Genomic DNA, 15,936 nt, shown 5'->3' with positions numbered 1-15,936 from the left:
CCGCGGCATCACCCGGTGGCACTGCCCGGAAGCCGACACCCGCTCGCAGGATGACCGGCGGGACGCCTCGTCGCGTCCGTAACCCTGCACTAGAAAGGCATCATCGATGACACCCAGGATCAGGCGGCTTGTGCCGCCGTCGGTCGGCGCGATCGCGCTGGTCGCCATGCTGACCGGCGGCGGCCCGCCCGCGGCGGCCGCGGAGTCCACGATCGGCACCGACGGCTATGTCCATGTCTCGCCCATGGGGACCGTGCTCGGTGCCGATCCCTACTACCCCAAGGACGGCAACGGCGGCTACGACGTCGGCGACTACAACCTCGCCATCGAGTACCTGCCCTCTTCCACCAGTATCCGGGCCAAGGCGACCATCACCGCCACGGCGACCCAGGACCTCAGCCGGTTCAACCTGGACCTGTGCGGGCTCTCCGTCTACTCGGTGAAGGTCGACGGTGTCGGCGCCACCCACGCCAGGGTTGGTGACCACGAACTCGTCGTGACCCCCAGGACCATGCTCGCGGCGGGAGCGGCGTTCACGGTCGAGATCGTCTACGGCGGCTCGCCGCGGCCGCTCGGCACGGCCAGGGGACTGGTCGGCTGGCAGCGCGGCTACGAATCCGCTGTCGCCGTTGGCATGCCGCGCTCGGCGATGACGTGGTTCCCGGTCAACAACACCGAGGTCGACAAGGCCACCCTGCACGTCGCGCTGACCGTGCCCAACGGATGGCAGGCGGTGTCCAACGGCACGCGCGTCTCCGATACGCCCATCAGCGGCTACCGGCACACCGTCACCTGGGCCGAGGAAACCGCGGTCGCCCCGAGTGCGGTGATGGCGGCCATGGGTCGCCGCTGGCAGGTCGACACCGCCACGCTGCCCGACGGCCGCAGCGTCTACAACGCATACGCGACGTGGGCGCTGGACAAGCGCGCGCTCGGGAACAAGCTGCCCGAGGTGATCGAGTTCCTCTCCGGCGTTCTCGGCGACTACCCGCAGTCCGCCGCGGGCGGCATGTTCCTGGACCGCCCGGCCACCACGCACCCGGCGCAGACCCGCCCGGTCTACGGCGTGTACGCCGGGATGTCCGACCTCGTCTACGCCACGGCATACCAGTGGTGGGGCGACGGCGTGACCACGAAGATGTGGAAGGACACGCAGCTGACGGAGTCCTTCGCGCGGTACGCGGTGTGGCTGTGGGACGCGGAGAAGAACGGCGTCGACCTCGACCAGCGCTACCTGGACCAGGTGACCGCGGCGAAAGCCGACGCGCGGTTCTGGGCCCCCAAGCTCACCGACCCCGGCGCGCGTGCCGAGTACACGCCCACCGCCAAGGGCGTGCTGATGGTGCACGCGCTGCGCAAGACGGTCGGTGACGAGCTGTTCTTCCAGATGTACAGCGGATTCCCGGCGATCAACCAGCAGAGCAACCAGGGCTGGTATGACTTCGGCCTCTACGCGGAGGCGGTGGCTGAACGAGACCTGAGCGGCTTCTTCGGCGCGTGGTGGAACGGCACGGTGATCCCGGCGGACGAGTTCCTGTTCCCCGGCGAAGGTCGATAAGCACACAATGTCGGGTCAACGGGTCCGTTGGGACCCGTTGACCCGACATTGTCAGTTGCAGGACAGATATCTGCGGTAGGCGGGGCTGCGTTCGGCCTCCGACCAGTACGCCTCGCTCAGGGCCGCGACCAGTTTCTCCTGCCGTTCGGCGACGAAGGTGTCGCCGCGCCAGGCCAGCACGTGCCTGCGGCGCAGGACTTCCCCACGCAGCGGTCGTATCGCGACGCCCGCGTGGCCCTCGCAGCACGGCTGGACGAGGCCCACCGCGCCCGAGCGCACCACCATCTGCGCCATCGGCTGGGAGCTCACCATATGGGTGATGTCGGGGACGAAGCCCGCGTCGGCGCAGGTCCGGGTGAAGAACTCGGTGAACACCGCGGACGTGCCGTTGCCCGCCAGCACCCAGTTCGCGTCGCGCAGGTCGGTCAGCTCGATCTCGGCGTTGCAGGCCAGTGGGTGGTGTTCCGGCAGCATCACGAAAGTCGGCTCGACCGCGACGACGGCCATGTCGACGGCGCGGGGGAGTGTGAGCTCATAGCCCGGGTAATCCTTGACCATCGCGCACTCCGCTCTGCCCTCCTCCAGTAGGGCCAGCAGTCCGTCGCTGTCGTCGTCGTGGACGATCGTGGTCTCGTCGATCTCGGGCCAGACGCTGGAGATGGCCGAGGCCAGGTGCGCCACGACCGCGCTGCACACCGCGCCGACGCGCGCGGTGCTCGGCGGGAGGTCCGCGCCGTTGGCCAGGCCGATGTCCTCCAGCAGCCGGTCCATCTGCGGTAGCACCGAGGTGATGCGGCGCAGCAGCAAGTCTCCCATCGCGGTGGGGACCACGATGCCGCCGCGCCGCTCGAACAGTTGGTAGCCCAGCAGTTGCTCCAGCCGCTTGAGCTGTGCGCTCGCCGCGGGCTGGGTGACGCCGAGCGCGGCCGCGGCCCGGGAGAGACTCCCGGATTCCGCGACCGCTCGCACCACACGTAGGTGGTGAACATCCAGATGCATGAAGTGTCCTACCTCCCGACGGCTCGGGATATCGCGCGGTTGGTGGTCACCTTGCTCAGCGCCACGTACATCACCAAGGCCGCGATCACAGAGTTGATCGTGGGAATCCCGATCGGCACAAGGAAGCCGACCGCGGCGCCGCCCGCCCAGCAGACAAGTCCCAAGGGTACCCAGTTCGGGCAAGTGGCGGGAAGATCGCCCGTGGCGCGGGAGGCTTCGAGTTCCGCGCGCCACCGCTTGACCAGGAAATACTCGGCGATCACCACACCGGCGACCGGGGGTGTGATCACCCCGATCCACATCAGGAACGTGGTGAAGTGGGTGAGGATGCCGATCGCGGACAGCACCGTGCCGATCGCGCCGAGCAGGCACGTGGCGGTGACGCGGTCCAGCGTCCGGGAGAACAGCACCTCGACGGTGTTGATCAACCCGAGCGACGACGAGTACAGGTTCCAGTCGTTGATCTTGAGGATGGCCGTGACCAGGATCAGCGTGCCGAGCACCCCGGACGACGAGGTGATGATGCCGACCACATCGGAGCTCTTGGCCGCGTGTGCGAGCAGCACCCCCACCAGGCCGATCACGTACTGGCCGAGGGTCACGCTGACCAGCGTCTGCTTCACCACGTCGGCGGGCGACCCGTTGAACCTGGTCATGTCCGGGGTCATGACCGCGCCCATGATGAACGCCCCCGCCACCAGGGTGGTGCCCTGCGCCAGCGACATCGCGGGCCCGGGCGGGGCCGCCGCGACCAGGTCGGCCAGCGAGTGCTCACCGAGCGCGTCGATGATCGAGTACCCGGCCAGCGCGAGGAAGGCGGGCACCGTGAGATAGGCCGTCCACGCCATCGCGTGAAAGCCGAACACCACGATCGCCGTGACCAGCGCGCCGCCTGCCAGCGCCCACACCCACACCGGCGGCCCGCCCATCAGCGCGTGCAGGCCGTGGGCGAACACGTCGTTCTGCACCCCGAACCAGCCCGCGAGGCTCAGCGAGATCAGCAGCCCGACCATGGCCGACCCGCTGCGGCCGAACCCGGTCCACCTGGTCAGCAGCGCCGTGGACAGACCTTCTTTGGTGCCCGCGATCCCCATCATGATGGTGATGATCTCCAGCATCACCGAGCCGACGGTGATGGCGATGACCGCTTCCCAGAACGTCATGCCGAAACCGAGCACGGCGCCGAGCAGGAACTGGTGGAACGACGACACCTGCCCGAACCGCTGCACGGCGACGGTGATCCACGAGACGCGCTGCTCCGGTGGGACCCGGGACAAGGAGTAGTCGTCGTGACCGGAAGGCTTCTGCGTAACAGTCACAGCGCACTCTCCGCGGCGACCTGTTCGGCGACGACCGGCTCGACGACGACGAAGCCCTGCGCCGGGTGCGGCTGCCAGGACAGCTCGCGCGCGAAGAGCTTCTCCAGGAACGGAACGCGCTGGTGGTAGGCGAACACCGAGCTGGACACGCCCGCGATCTCGACGGTGTTGACGAACATCGGCATCTCGGCAAGGAAGTAGCGCACCGCGTGCATCGACTGGGCGTGGGTGGGCTCCGCGTCGCGCAGCCGCTTCTCCAGCACCCACGACGTAGCCGACAGGCAATGCTTGGCGAAGCCGGGGTCGGAGGTGAACCGGTGGTGCGCCTCGGTCCGCAGCTTGGAGTACATCGGGTTCACCTCCAGCGCGGCCGAGTCGAGGATCACCGGGCCGGGGTCGATGGCGCACTGCGCCAGCGCACGGTGGATCTTGTTGCGGGTGTAGTTGCCTTGACGCTGTGCCTTACGCGCGGCGTCGCGCGGGGTGTACCCGATCGCTTCGAGGGTGTAGGCCGACGGCGCGTCGGGCACGAAGAAATGGAAGCTCGCGAATGACGACACCGCCCAGCGGGCGAGATCGGCGATCCGTTCGGTTGTGAAATAACTGTTGAACGGACTGACTCCGATGCATACGTGTTCGGCTTCGGCTAGTGGACTGGCGCAATGCTGGGTCAGCGGGAGTGGTCGCAGCACCATGACTCCTGGGGGTGATCGAAGGCATCCGAGGCAGGGAGCTCGGAGGTAGCGCCGACTATGACCCGCGTCCAGGGGGTCGGGTATTGCCTTTGTCCGTTGTCATCGGATTATGAGTTGCGTAGGCAATTGGGAATTAATTGGGAACTGGCAAGTATTCGGGAATGGGTGCTGGTAGCGGTATACCGAGGTATGCGGTTGCAAATTCGACATCTACGGGTGATCTGCGCGATCGCCGACTCCGGGAGCCTCAACCGGGCGGCGGGCATTCTCGGCCTCGGTCAGCCCGCGCTGAGCCACCAGTTGCGCCGGATCGAGCGGCTGGTGGGTGGGGAGCTGTTCCACCGCGACCAGAACGGGGTGCGGGCCACCGGGCTCGGGTCGATCGTGCTGCGCCGCGCCAAGGCGATAGTGCTCACGTTCGACGAGGTGGAGCGCGACTTCCAGCGCCGCGAGACCGACGACGGCCCGCTGCGGGTCGGGTGGAACGACAGTGTCCTCGCGGTTCCGCTGCTCGATTCGCTGCGGGACCTGCGGCCGGACGCGGAGGTCCGCTCGCGTGGGGATGGGTCGCGCGCGCGGCTACTGGCGCAGGCGGCCCACGGCGGAATCGACCTGGCTCTGGTGACCGCGTGCGGCACCCGCGGGCACACGACGCCCGCGTCCGTGCGCACGCTGACCCTGGTGGCCGAGCCGTCCTTTGTCGCGCTGCCCTCCGGGCACCCGCTCGCCGAGCGGGGCGAGGTCGCGCTCGCCGACCTGGCGCGGGAGAACTGGATCGTCCCGAGCTGCGGTGACGGCTGCCGGGTGACCTTCCGTGAGATGTGCCTGGCGCACGGCTTCGACGCCAAGATCGTCCACGACGTCGACGAGGTGACCGCGAGAGAGAACCTGGTGATCGGCGGGCACGGGGTCGGCCTGGTCCAGCCGACCCGGCCGCAGCGGGAGGGCATGGTGTGCAGGCAGCTGGCCGGGTCGCCGCTGTTCGTCCGGCACATGATCGCGTGGCGCGAAGGCGGCCCGTGCGCGGACTACGCCCAGGAGATCGCCAACCGGGTGACCGCGGACTACTGGCGCATGGCACAAGGCGTTCCCCATTACCGGTATTGGCTGACCCGAAACGCCAACGTCGAGGTCGGCGGCTCCCCGGCGGAGGGATAACGGTCCGACATGGACAGGCGGCATTAGAGGTTCGGTGCCACGCGACCCGACGATGAATTGGTGTCGATCACCTGTCCGAAAGGGTTGCCATGTTGCCGTTGATCAGCCGAGACGAACTGCGCTCCGCCATGACGGGGGGAACAGTAATCGTGGTCGACACGATGCCAGTCTCGTACTACGAGAAGGAACACCTGCCCGGGGCCCGCAACATCCCCGGATTTCCCTATGAGAACGCCGCCGAGTTCACCGACCGGTTCGCTCCGTCCGTCGTCCCGGACAAAGCCGCGACGATCGTCGTCTACTGCTCGAACATTCCCTGCCGCAACAGTGAGTTCGTCGGCAGGCGGCTGCTCGAACTGGGCTACGCCGACGTGCGCAAGTACCGGGAAGGCATCGAGGACTGGGTGTCGGCCGGACTGCCGACCGACACCGGCGCGTGACGCCCCACTCGGGGCATCGAGAAATCCCTGCACAGAAGGAGTTCACAGTGTCCACTTGGAAACGTCTACTTTGCGGCGCCATCGGCGTGCTCGCCCTGGTCACCGGCCCCGCCGTCGGCGCGGCTCAGGCCGCCCCCACCGCCCCGGCGGCTGAGAACGTCATCGATGTGACCGCGGCGAACCACGCTGAGGTCCTGAACATCTCGAAGACCAAGCTGGTGATCCTGGACTTCGGCGCCACCTGGTGCCCGCCGTGCCAGAAGATGAAGCCGGTCCTCGCGAAGCTCGCCAAGGAGTACAACGGCCGCATCCTGGTCGGCATGGTCGACGCCGACCGCAGCCGGGACCTGATGCGCCAGTACAGCGTCCGCTACCTGCCCACCCTGGTCCCGCTGCGCAACGGCAAGGAACTGCCGTCGTCGCGTCTGGTCGGTTTCCCGGGTGAGCGTCAGCTCAAGGCGTGGATCGACAAGCAGCTCGCGAAGGGCTGATCTCGCAGTGGCGGGGTCCGGAGCTTCTCTCCGGACCCCGCTTTCTCATGTCCGCAGGTAGCGGTCCAGGATCATGGCCTTCCACTCGTCGAGCAGCCGAGCACGCCGTCGCGGGTCGCCGCCGATCATGGCGTCGAGGGCGAGGCCGCGCACGAGGTTGATGGTCAAGAGCAGGACGGTCTCCGCGTCGGAGGCCGTTTTCTGGGGCTCGCCCTCCGCGGCCGCCCGCAGCACCTCCAGCGTCGCGTGGCCCAGGGCGCGGTCGACCGGGAGCAGGGTCTGCCGCAGTTCCTCGTCCGTGCGGGCCGCGACCCACAGTTCCACCGCCGCGGTCGACAGCGCGCCGGAGTACGCCTCCCACAGCAGGTCGATGCCCTTGATCAGCCGTTCGCGGCCGGGCGGCAGTGCCCCAGCGGCCTGCGTCACCTCCGCGATCAAGCGGTCGAACAGGTGCTCCAGCGCCGAGGTCAGCAGTTCGGCCTTCGTGGTGAAGTGATGCTGCTGCGCGCCCCGGGACACCCCGGCCCGCGCGCAGATCTCCTGGACCGTGGTCCGCGCGTAGCCCAGTTCGACCAGGGTCGCGATCGTCGCGTCGAGCAGGGCTTCCCTTGTCTGCGCGCGGCGTTCCTGCTGCGTGCGGTGGGTGCGCGTGATCACGTGTCCTCCTCGTGATGTCCAGGGCACTTTACGGACAGTCCGTCGTGCAGGTACCTTCGCCTTGTAACTTACATGCATGCCGGATTGTTTGCCTGACCCCAGCTGGAGGGGCCATGTCGTACCGCTCGCCGTGGATGGATGAAGACCTCGACGCCTTCCGTGACCTCGCGAAGAACTTCTGCGAGAAGGAGCTCACGCCGAACGTCGAGCGGTGGATGGAGAACCACGAGGTCGACCGCGACCTGTGGCGCAAGGCGGGCGAGGTCGGCCTGCTGTGTCTGTCGATCCCCGAGGAATACGGCGGCGGCGGTGGCACCTTCGCCCACGAGACCGTGCTGGTCGAGCAGCAGGCGCGGGCCGGGGACAGCGGCTGGGGCGTGCTGCTGCACAACGGCATCGTCGCCCACTACATCCTCGCCTACGGGACCGAGGAGCAGAAGCACGCGTGGCTGCCGAAGATGGCCTCCGGCGAGTGGGTCGGCGCCATCGCGATGACCGAGCCGGGCACGGGTTCGGACCTGCAGAGCGTGAAGACCAAGGCCGTGCGCGACGGTGACGAGTACGTCGTGAGCGGCTCCAAGACCTTCATCACCAACGGCGGCCAGGCCGACGTGATCATCGTGGTGGCTAAGACCGACACGTCCAAGGGCGCCGACGGCACCTCGCTGATCGTGGTCGAGGCCGACCGCCCCGGTTTCCGCCGCGGCCGGGTGCTGGACAAGATCGGGCTCAAGGCCCAGGACACCGCCGAACTGTTCTTCGACAACGTCCGCGTCCCGGCGTCGAACCTGCTCGGGTCGGCCGAGGGGCAGGGCTTCGTCCAGCTCATGCAGCAGCTGCCGCAGGAGCGGCTGATCATCGGCGTCACGTCGGTGATCGCGATGGAGCTGGCGCTGGAGACCACCCTGGCCTACACCAAGGACCGCCAGGCGTTCGGCAGGCCGGTCTACAACTTCCAGAACACCAAGTTCAAGCTCGCCGAGATCGCCACCGAGGCCCGCATCGGCCGGGTGTTCCTCGACGACTGCGTCGCCAAGCACCTCAAGGGCGAGCTCGACATCCCGACCGTGGCGATGCTCAAGTGGTGGACCAGCGAGCGCGCGATGGTCGCCATCGACGAGTGCCTGCAGTTGCACGGCGGCTACGGCTACATGAACGAGTACCCGATCGCTCGCATGTGGACGGACCAGCGCGTGCAGAAGATCTATGGCGGCACCAACGAGATCATGAAGGAAATCATCTCCCGCACGCTCTGACTCTCGAAGGAATGATCTATGGGACCCCTCGCCGGTCTGAAAGTCGTCGAGCTGGCGGGCCTGGCCCCGGCCCCGTTCGCCTGCACCGTCCTCGCCGACCTCGGCGCGGACGTCGTGCGGGTCGACCGGGCCAAGCCTGGCTTCGACGTGCTCTCGTTCCCCAATGACCCGCTCACCCGCGGCAGGCGCTGGATCGGCGTCGACATGAAGTCGCCGGAAGGGCTTGACTTGGTCCTGCGGCTGGTCGACGAGGCCGACGTGCTCGTCGAGGGCTTTCGGCCGGGTGTCGCCGAGCGGATGGGACTGGGCCCGGACGCGCTGCTGGCGCGCAACCCCGGCCTGGTCTACGGCCGGATCACCGGTTGGGGCCAGGACGGCCCGCTGGCCCCGGCGGCGGGCCACGACATCAACTACATCGCCATCTCCGGTGCGCTGGAGCCGATCGGCCAGGCGGGCGCCAAGCCGACCGTCCCGCTCAACCTGCTGGGCGACTTCGGCGGCGGCGGGCTGATGCTGGCCATGGGCGTGCTGGCGGCCCTGTTCGAGCGGCAGTCCTCCGGGCGCGGCCAGGTGGTCGACGCGTCCATGGTGGACGGTGCCGCGCTGCTCACCACGAGCCTGTTCGGGTTGAGGAACCTAGGCCTGTGGAACAAGCCGCGCGGGGAGAACCTGCTCGACGGCGGCGCCCCGTTCTACGACACCTACGAGACCTCCGACGGCAAGTACGTCGCCGTCGGCGCCATCGAGACGCGGTTCTTCGGCGAGCTGGTGAAGGTGTTGGGGCTGGAGGACGTGCCCGACCACCTGAATCCGGAGAACTGGCCCGCGCTGCGCGACCTGTTCGGCGCCACGCTGCGCACCCGCACCCGGGACGAGTGGGCCAAGCTCGCCGAGGGGACCGACGCGTGCCTGTCGCCGGTGCTCACGCCCGAGGAGGCGCCCAGCCACCCGCACAACGTCGCCCGCGCCACTTTCGTGGAGGTCGGCGGTATCACGCAGCCCGCGCCCGCGCCGAAGTTCAGCCGCACGGTCCCGCCGGTCCCGGCCCCACCGAGCCAGGCCCGTGCCGACACGTCGGCCGTTCTGGGTGAGCTGGGACTGAGCGAAGCGGAGATCAGCCGCCTGCGAGCGGCGGGCACGGTCGCCTGAGTCGCCGCGAGCCGCCTGTCCGAACGGGCGGCTCGCGGGCGTTCACCCCTCTGCGGAGTGAATGTTTCACCCCAATGAACAGGACGCGGCCAGGCCGGGGCAGCTCACCCGATCGAGACCGAGGGTCATACTGTGTCTCCTGGAGTGATGGTCGCCCTAGCCCTCTAGAGTGATCATCGAACAGTGAGAGTGTCGGTCCGAGCGATGTTCTCACCCAGCGTGCCGCCAAACGCGGGAAAAAGACCCTCTTTGGCGTCATCTTGGGGGATCATGGGTTGGGTGAGCCCGCAGGCCGGGCGGAGCGGACGGAGTGAGCCGATGGATGCGAAGAAGGCAGCGATCCTCGTGGTGGTCGCGATCAGCCTGTTCTACGTCATCACCCAGCCGACGGCCGCCGCCGACGCGGTGCAGGGGATCTTCGGCTGGCTGCGGGACGGCGCGGAAGCGATCATCACGTTCCTCAAGAACCTCTTTGCCTGACCGGGAACTTACCGGCAAGTAACACTGAGGTGAAGTCCGCCCGGAGGGTGGTCACCCTCCGTGTTGATCTTCGGTGGAAAAAGATCCAAATTGGACCGTCCGGGTGGATCTGCCCCCTGGAAGGCCAGGTTGGCGAAGTTCTGGGGCTTTGGGTCTGGCGATCTGTCGGTGCTGCCCCCTACGGTTTGGGCCATCGAGTGATCATGAGACCTCCAGGAGGCAGAATGCTCGACGACCCCGGGGTAGATGCTCTGGTTCGTCAGTGGACCGCCGAGCGTGCCCAGGACGCCGAAGCGGTGGAGGCGCACCGCATCGCATCGGAATGGCTCGCCGACGCTCCCGTGGCGCCGATCGTGCCTGGAATACCCGGCCAGCGGGTCCGCGGCGGTGCGGCGCGCTGGTCGACGGTGGAAGGCACCGATCCGCGCTACCTCGCGGCCATGCGCAAGCGGCTGCCAGAGGTGCCGGAGGAACTGCTCTCCGCCGCGGCGGGCTGGTGGCAGATGGTCGGCGGCGTGGCCGAGGCCGAGGAGTGGTGGGACGCGGGCATGAGCCCGCTGGACCAGCGCGCCCTCGACTACCGCGCGGCCGGACTGGCGCCGTCGGACCTCCGCCGCAGGCTCGGTCCCCTGACCGTGCTGGAACACCTGCGCCGGGGCAGTGCCCCCGCGTGGTGTGTGGCTAGGCTGCAGCGACAGCGCGGAGCGGCCTGAGCCGGTGGCGTGAGCCACTTCGAGTAACGCCGAAGTGCCCAGTTCGTTGATGCTGTCAGTGGCAGCGTTGGCGACCCAGGCTGGAGCACGGTGGCGGACACGGACGTGATGGCGGCCCGGCGTGGTCCGGGCATCCTCATCAGGCTTCTCGTGGTGGTGCTCGCCCTGGTCGCGATCGTGGGTGTGGGGTGGCTGGTCCGGGTCGTGGTCGTGCCGACCGCCGGACCACTCGCCGACGACATCCCGGCTCTGGAGATCGAGGCGGCTCCGGTCGAACCAGGTTCGGTGGCCCCTGGCGGGCTCGCCGCCCCCCAGCCGCAGGCTGCCGGGGGCGCTGACCCGCTGCGGGCCTGGGCAGAACGGCTAGCCGGGCCCACCGGAATCCCGGCCCGCGCGCTCATGGCGTACGGGAACGCGGAGCTGGCGGTGCGCTCGTCGTCGCCGGGGTGCAGGCTCTCGTGGGCCACCCTGGCGGGTATCGGCCGCATCGAGTCCAACCACGGCCGCTACGGCGGCGCCGAACTCCGCGAGGACGGTCGTCTGTCCAAGCCGATCATCGGCGTGCCCTTGAACGGCTCGCCGGGCGTCAAGGCCATCAGCGACACCGACGGCGGCCTCTTCGACGGCGACGCCCAGGTCGACCGGGCGGTCGGCCCCATGCAGTTCATCCCGTCGACCTGGCGCCGCTGGACCTCCGACGCCAACCTCGACGGCGTCGGCGATCCTCAGCAGATAGACGACGCCGCCTTTGCCGCTGGCCGGTACCTGTGCGCCAACGGACGGGACATGGGGTCGGCGCAAGGTTGGTGGGCGGGCGTTTTCTCGTATAACAATTCGGTGCCGTACGGCCAGAAGGTCTTCGGCCTCGCCGACGAGTACGCGCGGACGGCGGCGGCGTAGTTCGGTGTGAATCCCGATGTGCACTGTGCACCCTGGATCATTGGGTGACCGGTCGCACACGGGAGGTAGTCGGTGTCACCCAAGTCCATACCGCCGTTCCGCCGCCGCAGACTCGGCCGCCGCATCCGAGAGTTGCGCGAGGCCGCCCGGATGACGTTGGAAGTCGCCGCGAAGCAGCTGGACATGACCCGGTTCACCCTCGCTCGCCTGGAGAAGGGCGAGAACAAGATGGACGTGCACATCGGCAGATCGATGATGGATGTCTACGACTGCTGGGACGACGATCTCCTGGACCAGATCCGCAAGGCGGCGCCGACCGGCTGGTGGACGAAGTACGGGATCCGAGATCGCGGCTACATCGACATGGAGACCGAAGCCACCACGGTCGACACATTCCAGGTCGTGTACGTGCCAGGTCTGCTGCAAACCGAGGACTACATGCGGGCGGTCTTCCGATCGAGTCGCGCGGGATGGTCGCCGGACCAGATCGAGAATCAAGTCGCGGCCCGTTTGGTTCGCCAGCGGCGGCTCACCGACGCTGACTTCCCTCTGCGGCTGTCAGTGATCTTGGACGAGGCGGTGTTGCGGCGACAGGTCGGCGGGGTGTGCGCGATGAGAGCCCAACTCGGGTACCTGGTCGAATCCGCGACATTGGGGACCGTCACCTTGCGGGTTCTGCCACACACCGCAGGCGCCCACCCGGGGATGGACGGGGCGTTCAGCCTGCTCAGCTTTCCCGAGGAGGACACCGAGATCGCCTACGTCGCCTACTCGACTGGCGCGGTCCATATCGAGCGAGCGACAGAGGTGCGCGAGGCTAGACTGCTGTTCGATCAACTTCGATCGATGGCGTTGAGCCCGCTCGAATCAGTGGGTTTCATCGAACAGGTCGCATCCGACTGAAGGGCTGGCCACATGGCAGCGGTCTGGCGGAAGAGCAGCCACAGCGGGGGTGGGGGCAACGACGACTGTGTCGAGGTCGCCGTCACCGAGCTCGCCATCGGGGTTCGGGACTCCAAGAACTCGTCCGGTCCCCACCTCACCTTTCCTGCGGCTTCCTGGGCGGCATTCCTAACCCCCGTCGCGCCCGACTGAAGGGCTGGCCGCACCCAGCCTTGCGCGCCCTTGACCGGTCTCCGCCGGCAGCGGTCGGCACCCAGCCTTCGACCTGTCGAACGGTCTAGAACGGCGCGGGTTCCTCCCTCACGGTGGCGAGTTGCCGCGTGTCGCGTTGTCTTGGTGCGGGTGTGTCGTCGTAGTGGATGAGTGGTTCTTGGTCGACTGTGTGTGTCTCTCCGGTGGGTGTGGTCCAGATGAATAGTCCTGGTCGGGTTTGTTTGAGTCGCCAGCCGGGTTGGTCTTTGAGTTTGTGGTGGAACAAGCACAGGCAGCCGAGGTTGGGTGCGCTGGTGGTGCCGCCGTGGCTGTGCGGGATGGTGTGGTCGAGTTCGCAGGACACCGCTGGTCGGTGGCATCCGGGGAAGCGGCAGGTTTGGTCGCGGAGTCTGATGTGGCGGGTGAGGTCGGCGCCGGGGTGGCGGCGGGTGCTGACTTCGAGGACTTTCCCGACGGGGTCGGTGAGGATGCGCCGCCAGTGGGTGTCGTGTTCGCTGATCAGCTCCCGGATGGTGATGTTCGGGACGCTGCCGTATCCGTCGAGGGTGCCGCCCAGGTTCGCCCCCAGCAACACCGTGTAGGGCACGGCGACCTGCAACTCGACGGTCACACCGCGTCCGCCGCCATGGACGACCAGGTCATACAGGGCGTCGGCGCGCAGGGTGTCGAGTGTCTCCGGCGAGCCGTGGGCGCGCATCGTGCGCGCCATCTTGTCCACCACCAGATACACCGCGCGCAGCCGTTCTCCGGTGTCGTACACATCGAAGTGCGCCATGCCGTCCTCGGCGACATACAGATCGACCCGCCGTTCCCTGCGTCGTAGTTCGCGGCGGCGGTCGGCTCCGTCGGGGTCGATCCGGTCTTTCTTCGCCCGCAGGGCCTGCCGCCATCCGGCGATGGTCTTGTGCTCGTGGCGGGCGAGAATCCACGTCTCCACCTCGCGGGCGTGCTCGTCGGACAGGGTCGCCGTGATCTCGGCCAGCGCGTGCGCGCGGGCCAGGTCGATCCGGCCCGTGGCCAAGGCGTCCACTGTGGTCGGGAACAGGGTGGTCAGGCGAACCGCGCGGGTTACCTGGGTGGCCGCTTGGGCTGGGGTCCAGGTCAACGCCGCGCCGACTTCGGCGCCTGCGAAGCGGTGGCCACCGGCGTCGAGGTCCGGTCGCAGCCGGGCCATGTGGGCCAGCGCGCGGACTTTCGCGGCGTCGAGGGCGGCCTGCCTGCGCTCCAGCTCCCGCAGCAGATCCAGCGTTTCGACGTCGCTCATTTCCGCGATCACCTCAGCACTGAACATGTGTTCGATCTTACCGTCGAACCCGGCAGATTCCCGCAGGTCAAGCACTGATCACCCGATCGTGGAACGATGGCGGTTCGGGGCGCGTGCTCCAAGAACTCGTCCGGTCCCCACCTCACCTTCCCCGATACCGCCTGGAAGGCCTTCCTCACCACCAGGTGACGGCGGTCTCTCAGCTACCCCGGTCTACCATCGGCGCGTGGGTGACGGTTCCGGATATGCGCGTAAGGCCCTGGTCATCGGGGTCTGTGTGCTGTCGCTCGCCGCGTGCCTCGGCCTGGCCTGGTGGCAGTGGGAGCGGTTCGAGTCGACCAATGGAACCTTCCAGAACCTCGGCTACGTGCTCCAATGGCCCCTCTTCGGCCTCGCCCCCGCCTACATGGTCTGGCGCTATCGCAAGCTCAAGGCCCGCGAAGCCGACCGCCCGGACTCAGCCCCTAAGCCGGTCAAGCGACCCACACCGGCTGTCGAGGGCGATGACGAGCTCGCCGCCTACAACCGCTACCTCGCCGCACTGAACGAGCAGGAGAACCGATGACCACGACCGACACCCCGGCCAACAAGACCGGGGTCGCGCTTGTCCGGTTCCGGGTGCTGGCCTACATCGTCGGTGTCGGTCTGCTCGCCCTGGTCGGGGCGATGCTCATGAAGTACGTCGGCGACAACGCCCGGCCCATGGCGTTCGTCGGGCCTGCTCACGGCTTCCTCTACGCCGTCTATCTCCTGTTCGCGTTCGACCTCGCGCTCAAGGCCCGCTGGTCGGTCAAGGGGACGCTGCTGGTCCTGGTCGCGGGGATGATCCCTTTCCTGTCCTTCGTCATCGAGCGTCGGGTGACCCACAAGGTCCGCGCGGGCGAGAAACTGTAGACACACCTGTGCTGGTGTGAGCCCGCCCGCCATGGTTACGTTGCTCCGACACGAGATCGCGGTACTCGGGGTCCCGTCTTGGATTGGACGAATACATGGGTGGATGGGCGTTCCTCATTGGACGGGGAAGGCACCTTGGCCAGCGGGTTCTGCTGGCCCCGGACTTCTTGACCGACTACGGCTTCCTGGACGACGTCGCCGGGCCGGTGCCCGCTGACGAGGACTACCGCACGACCCAGGTCGGCGACTACGCGCTGATCTGGTTCGAGCACACCGTCGACGCCGATGAGGCGGGCGGCGACCCGCACGACGAGCACCGCAGGCCGTTGCGGTTCACCGCGGGCATGCTCTACGACGGCGACCCGGCGCGCCCGGAGGACCTGGCGCACGCCAGGGGCGCGGCACTGGACACCTATCGGCACTTCCTGGCCGACGAGGACGGTTATCGGGTCCGCCGCTCGACCGAGTTTGGGCCCCGGCGGGCGCGGCCCGCCGCTGAGGCTCCGGCGGAGATCGAGCAGCCCGCGGCCGAGCGGTCGACGCTGTTGATCGCGGGCTTGATAGCTGTGGTCCTGGTGATCGTCGCGGTGATCGCGTTCCTGTAATTGGGCGCCCCCTCCGTGGGCGCGCGCTCGGCCGCCTCAAGGTGACGTATCGGGCACGTGAACACGCCAGACTGGGTCTTTGGCGCCCCCTCCGGGGACGCGCGCTCGGCCGCCTCAAGGTGACGTATCGGGCACGTGAACACGCCAGACTTCGTCGGCGCGTTCACGCACCCGATACGTCACCGCGGCCGAGCGGTGGTGGTGATCGGGACCGGTGCCGTGATCGTGCGGAGCGTCACCTG

At 68.1% G+C, this 15,936-nt stretch carries 20 protein-coding genes; 15 read left to right on the top strand and 5 right to left on the bottom strand.

Going from position 1 to position 15,936, the window contains the following annotated elements:
• The first annotated feature begins 106 nt into the window (after nucleotides 1–106).
• A complete protein-coding gene (locus tag BN1701_RS15705; protein WP_054049586.1) occupies nucleotides 107–1,558 on the top strand; it encodes a M1 family metallopeptidase in 1,452 nt (483 codons plus the stop codon).
• 51 nt (nucleotides 1,559–1,609) lie between these two features.
• On the opposite strand, the gene BN1701_RS15700 is transcribed toward BN1701_RS15705, so the two are convergent.
• The 3 genes from BN1701_RS15700 to BN1701_RS15690 are packed head-to-tail and all read right to left on the bottom strand — an operon-like array spanning nucleotide 1,610 to nucleotide 4,571.
• Nucleotides 1,610–2,557, bottom strand: a complete 948-nt coding sequence (locus tag BN1701_RS15700) for a LysR family transcriptional regulator (protein WP_054049581.1) — start codon at nucleotides 2,555–2,557, stop codon at nucleotides 1,610–1,612.
• Nucleotides 2,558–2,565: 8 nt separating this feature from the next.
• Nucleotides 2,566–3,876 (bottom strand): cytosine permease, encoded by a 1,311-nt coding sequence (locus BN1701_RS15695; protein WP_054049579.1) that lies wholly within the window; start codon nucleotides 3,874–3,876, stop codon nucleotides 2,566–2,568.
• Nucleotides 3,873–4,571 carry a tRNA-dependent cyclodipeptide synthase gene (locus BN1701_RS15690; RefSeq protein ID WP_231949611.1) on the bottom strand — a complete coding sequence of 233 codons (699 nt, stop codon included), beginning with the start codon at nucleotides 4,569–4,571 and terminating at the stop codon, nucleotides 3,873–3,875. The genes BN1701_RS15695 and BN1701_RS15690 overlap by 4 nt, the downstream gene beginning before the upstream one ends.
• Before the next feature lie 189 nt (nucleotides 4,572–4,760).
• On the opposite strand from BN1701_RS15690, the gene BN1701_RS15685 reads away from it, so the two are divergent.
• From BN1701_RS15685 to BN1701_RS15675, 3 genes are all read left to right on the top strand, one after another.
• A complete protein-coding gene (locus BN1701_RS15685) occupies nucleotides 4,761–5,729 on the top strand; it encodes a LysR family transcriptional regulator (protein WP_054049577.1) in 969 nt (322 codons plus the stop codon).
• 89 nt (nucleotides 5,730–5,818) lie between these two features.
• A complete protein-coding gene (locus tag BN1701_RS15680; protein ID WP_054049575.1) occupies nucleotides 5,819–6,169 on the top strand; it encodes a rhodanese-like domain-containing protein in 351 nt (116 codons plus the stop codon).
• Nucleotides 6,170–6,216: 47 nt separating this feature from the next.
• Nucleotides 6,217–6,660, top strand: a complete 444-nt coding sequence (locus BN1701_RS15675) for a co-chaperone YbbN (protein ID WP_054049573.1) — start codon at nucleotides 6,217–6,219, stop codon at nucleotides 6,658–6,660.
• A 45-nt stretch (nucleotides 6,661–6,705) separates the two neighbouring features.
• On the opposite strand, the gene BN1701_RS15670 is transcribed toward BN1701_RS15675, so the two are convergent.
• Nucleotides 6,706–7,317: a TetR/AcrR family transcriptional regulator gene (locus BN1701_RS15670; RefSeq protein WP_231949609.1), complete on the bottom strand. Its 612-nt coding sequence runs from the start codon at nucleotides 7,315–7,317 to the stop codon at nucleotides 6,706–6,708.
• A gap of 113 nt (nucleotides 7,318–7,430) precedes the next feature.
• On the opposite strand from BN1701_RS15670, the gene BN1701_RS15665 reads away from it, so the two are divergent.
• The 7 genes from BN1701_RS15665 to BN1701_RS15640 all read left to right on the top strand — a co-directional run bounded on the left by BN1701_RS15665 (nucleotide 7,431) and on the right by BN1701_RS15640 (nucleotide 12,910).
• Entirely contained in the window at nucleotides 7,431–8,573 is a 1,143-nt protein-coding gene (locus BN1701_RS15665) for an acyl-CoA dehydrogenase family protein (RefSeq protein WP_054049571.1), read from the top strand.
• Nucleotides 8,574–8,591: 18 nt separating this feature from the next.
• The gene (locus BN1701_RS15660) at nucleotides 8,592–9,722 is read left to right on the top strand and encodes a CaiB/BaiF CoA-transferase family protein (protein WP_054049569.1); all 1,131 of its coding nucleotides are present in this window, start codon (nucleotides 8,592–8,594) and stop codon (nucleotides 9,720–9,722) included.
• A 318-nt stretch (nucleotides 9,723–10,040) separates the two neighbouring features.
• Complete coding sequence (locus BN1701_RS36460; protein ID WP_172803261.1) at nucleotides 10,041–10,202, top strand: hypothetical protein; 162 nt, start codon at nucleotides 10,041–10,043, stop codon at nucleotides 10,200–10,202.
• Between the two features lie 224 nt (nucleotides 10,203–10,426).
• Entirely contained in the window at nucleotides 10,427–10,915 is a 489-nt protein-coding gene (locus BN1701_RS15655; RefSeq protein WP_054049567.1) for a hypothetical protein, read from the top strand.
• Between the two features lie 108 nt (nucleotides 10,916–11,023).
• Nucleotides 11,024–11,815 carry a lytic transglycosylase domain-containing protein gene (locus BN1701_RS15650; protein ID WP_054055885.1) on the top strand — a complete coding sequence of 264 codons (792 nt, stop codon included), beginning with the start codon at nucleotides 11,024–11,026 and terminating at the stop codon, nucleotides 11,813–11,815.
• Between the two features lie 72 nt (nucleotides 11,816–11,887).
• Nucleotides 11,888–12,718, top strand: a complete 831-nt coding sequence (locus tag BN1701_RS15645; protein ID WP_054049565.1) for a DUF5753 domain-containing protein — start codon at nucleotides 11,888–11,890, stop codon at nucleotides 12,716–12,718.
• 12 nt (nucleotides 12,719–12,730) lie between these two features.
• A complete protein-coding gene (locus tag BN1701_RS15640) occupies nucleotides 12,731–12,910 on the top strand; it encodes a DUF397 domain-containing protein (RefSeq protein WP_054049563.1) in 180 nt (59 codons plus the stop codon).
• 85 nt (nucleotides 12,911–12,995) lie between these two features.
• On the opposite strand, the gene BN1701_RS15635 is transcribed toward BN1701_RS15640, so the two are convergent.
• Nucleotides 12,996–14,222, bottom strand: a complete 1,227-nt coding sequence (locus BN1701_RS15635) for an HNH endonuclease signature motif containing protein (RefSeq protein ID WP_157368005.1) — start codon at nucleotides 14,220–14,222, stop codon at nucleotides 12,996–12,998.
• A gap of 69 nt (nucleotides 14,223–14,291) precedes the next feature.
• On the opposite strand from BN1701_RS15635, the gene BN1701_RS38215 reads away from it, so the two are divergent.
• From BN1701_RS38215 to BN1701_RS15620, 4 genes are all read left to right on the top strand, one after another.
• On the top strand, nucleotides 14,292–14,384 hold the full coding sequence (locus BN1701_RS38215) for a DUF397 domain-containing protein (RefSeq protein WP_082859873.1): 93 nt from the start codon (nucleotides 14,292–14,294) through the stop codon (nucleotides 14,382–14,384).
• Between the two features lie 37 nt (nucleotides 14,385–14,421).
• Entirely contained in the window at nucleotides 14,422–14,760 is a 339-nt protein-coding gene (locus BN1701_RS15630; protein WP_197672101.1) for a hypothetical protein, read from the top strand.
• The gene (locus BN1701_RS15625) at nucleotides 14,757–15,089 is read left to right on the top strand and encodes a DUF3817 domain-containing protein (RefSeq protein ID WP_054049559.1); all 333 of its coding nucleotides are present in this window, start codon (nucleotides 14,757–14,759) and stop codon (nucleotides 15,087–15,089) included. The genes BN1701_RS15630 and BN1701_RS15625 overlap by 4 nt, the downstream gene beginning before the upstream one ends.
• A 95-nt stretch (nucleotides 15,090–15,184) precedes the next feature.
• Nucleotides 15,185–15,694: a hypothetical protein gene (locus tag BN1701_RS15620; RefSeq protein ID WP_054049557.1), complete on the top strand. Its 510-nt coding sequence runs from the start codon at nucleotides 15,185–15,187 to the stop codon at nucleotides 15,692–15,694.
• Nucleotides 15,695–15,936: the final 242 nt, after the last annotated feature.

The sequence above is a fragment of the Alloactinosynnema sp. L-07 genome (assembly GCF_900070365.1).
GTDB lineage: Bacteria > Actinomycetota > Actinomycetes > Mycobacteriales > Pseudonocardiaceae > Actinokineospora.
Note: the sequence above shows the minus strand (reverse complement) of the source record. Positions and strands in the feature narration are given on the sequence as shown.

What these genes read in the sequence shown, in the direction of transcription:
- BN1701_RS15665 (WP_054049571.1), top strand. Translation starts at nt 7,431, where the DNA reads ATGTCGTACCGCTCGCCGTGGATGGATGAAGACCTCGACGCCTTCCGT.
- BN1701_RS15700 (WP_054049581.1), bottom strand. Translation starts at nt 2,557, where the DNA reads ATGCATCTGGATGTTCACCACCTACGTGTGGTGCGAGCGGTCGCGGAA.
- BN1701_RS15690 (WP_231949611.1), bottom strand. Translation starts at nt 4,571, where the DNA reads ATGGTGCTGCGACCACTCCCGCTGACCCAGCATTGCGCCAGTCCACTA.
- BN1701_RS15620 (WP_054049557.1), top strand. Translation starts at nt 15,185, where the DNA reads ATGGGTGGATGGGCGTTCCTCATTGGACGGGGAAGGCACCTTGGCCAG.
- BN1701_RS15635 (WP_157368005.1), bottom strand. Translation starts at nt 14,222, where the DNA reads ATGTTCAGTGCTGAGGTGATCGCGGAAATGAGCGACGTCGAAACGCTG.
- BN1701_RS36460 (WP_172803261.1), top strand. Translation starts at nt 10,041, where the DNA reads ATGGATGCGAAGAAGGCAGCGATCCTCGTGGTGGTCGCGATCAGCCTG.
- BN1701_RS15640 (WP_054049563.1), top strand. Translation starts at nt 12,731, where the DNA reads ATGGCAGCGGTCTGGCGGAAGAGCAGCCACAGCGGGGGTGGGGGCAAC.
- BN1701_RS15625 (WP_054049559.1), top strand. Translation starts at nt 14,757, where the DNA reads ATGACCACGACCGACACCCCGGCCAACAAGACCGGGGTCGCGCTTGTC.
- BN1701_RS15650 (WP_054055885.1), top strand. Translation starts at nt 11,024, where the DNA reads ATGGCGGCCCGGCGTGGTCCGGGCATCCTCATCAGGCTTCTCGTGGTG.
- BN1701_RS15705 (WP_054049586.1), top strand. Translation starts at nt 107, where the DNA reads ATGACACCCAGGATCAGGCGGCTTGTGCCGCCGTCGGTCGGCGCGATC.
- BN1701_RS15685 (WP_054049577.1), top strand. Translation starts at nt 4,761, where the DNA reads ATGCGGTTGCAAATTCGACATCTACGGGTGATCTGCGCGATCGCCGAC.
- BN1701_RS38215 (WP_082859873.1), top strand. Translation starts at nt 14,292, where the DNA reads ATGGCGGTTCGGGGCGCGTGCTCCAAGAACTCGTCCGGTCCCCACCTC.
- BN1701_RS15655 (WP_054049567.1), top strand. Translation starts at nt 10,427, where the DNA reads ATGCTCGACGACCCCGGGGTAGATGCTCTGGTTCGTCAGTGGACCGCC.
- BN1701_RS15660 (WP_054049569.1), top strand. Translation starts at nt 8,592, where the DNA reads ATGGGACCCCTCGCCGGTCTGAAAGTCGTCGAGCTGGCGGGCCTGGCC.
- BN1701_RS15680 (WP_054049575.1), top strand. Translation starts at nt 5,819, where the DNA reads ATGTTGCCGTTGATCAGCCGAGACGAACTGCGCTCCGCCATGACGGGG.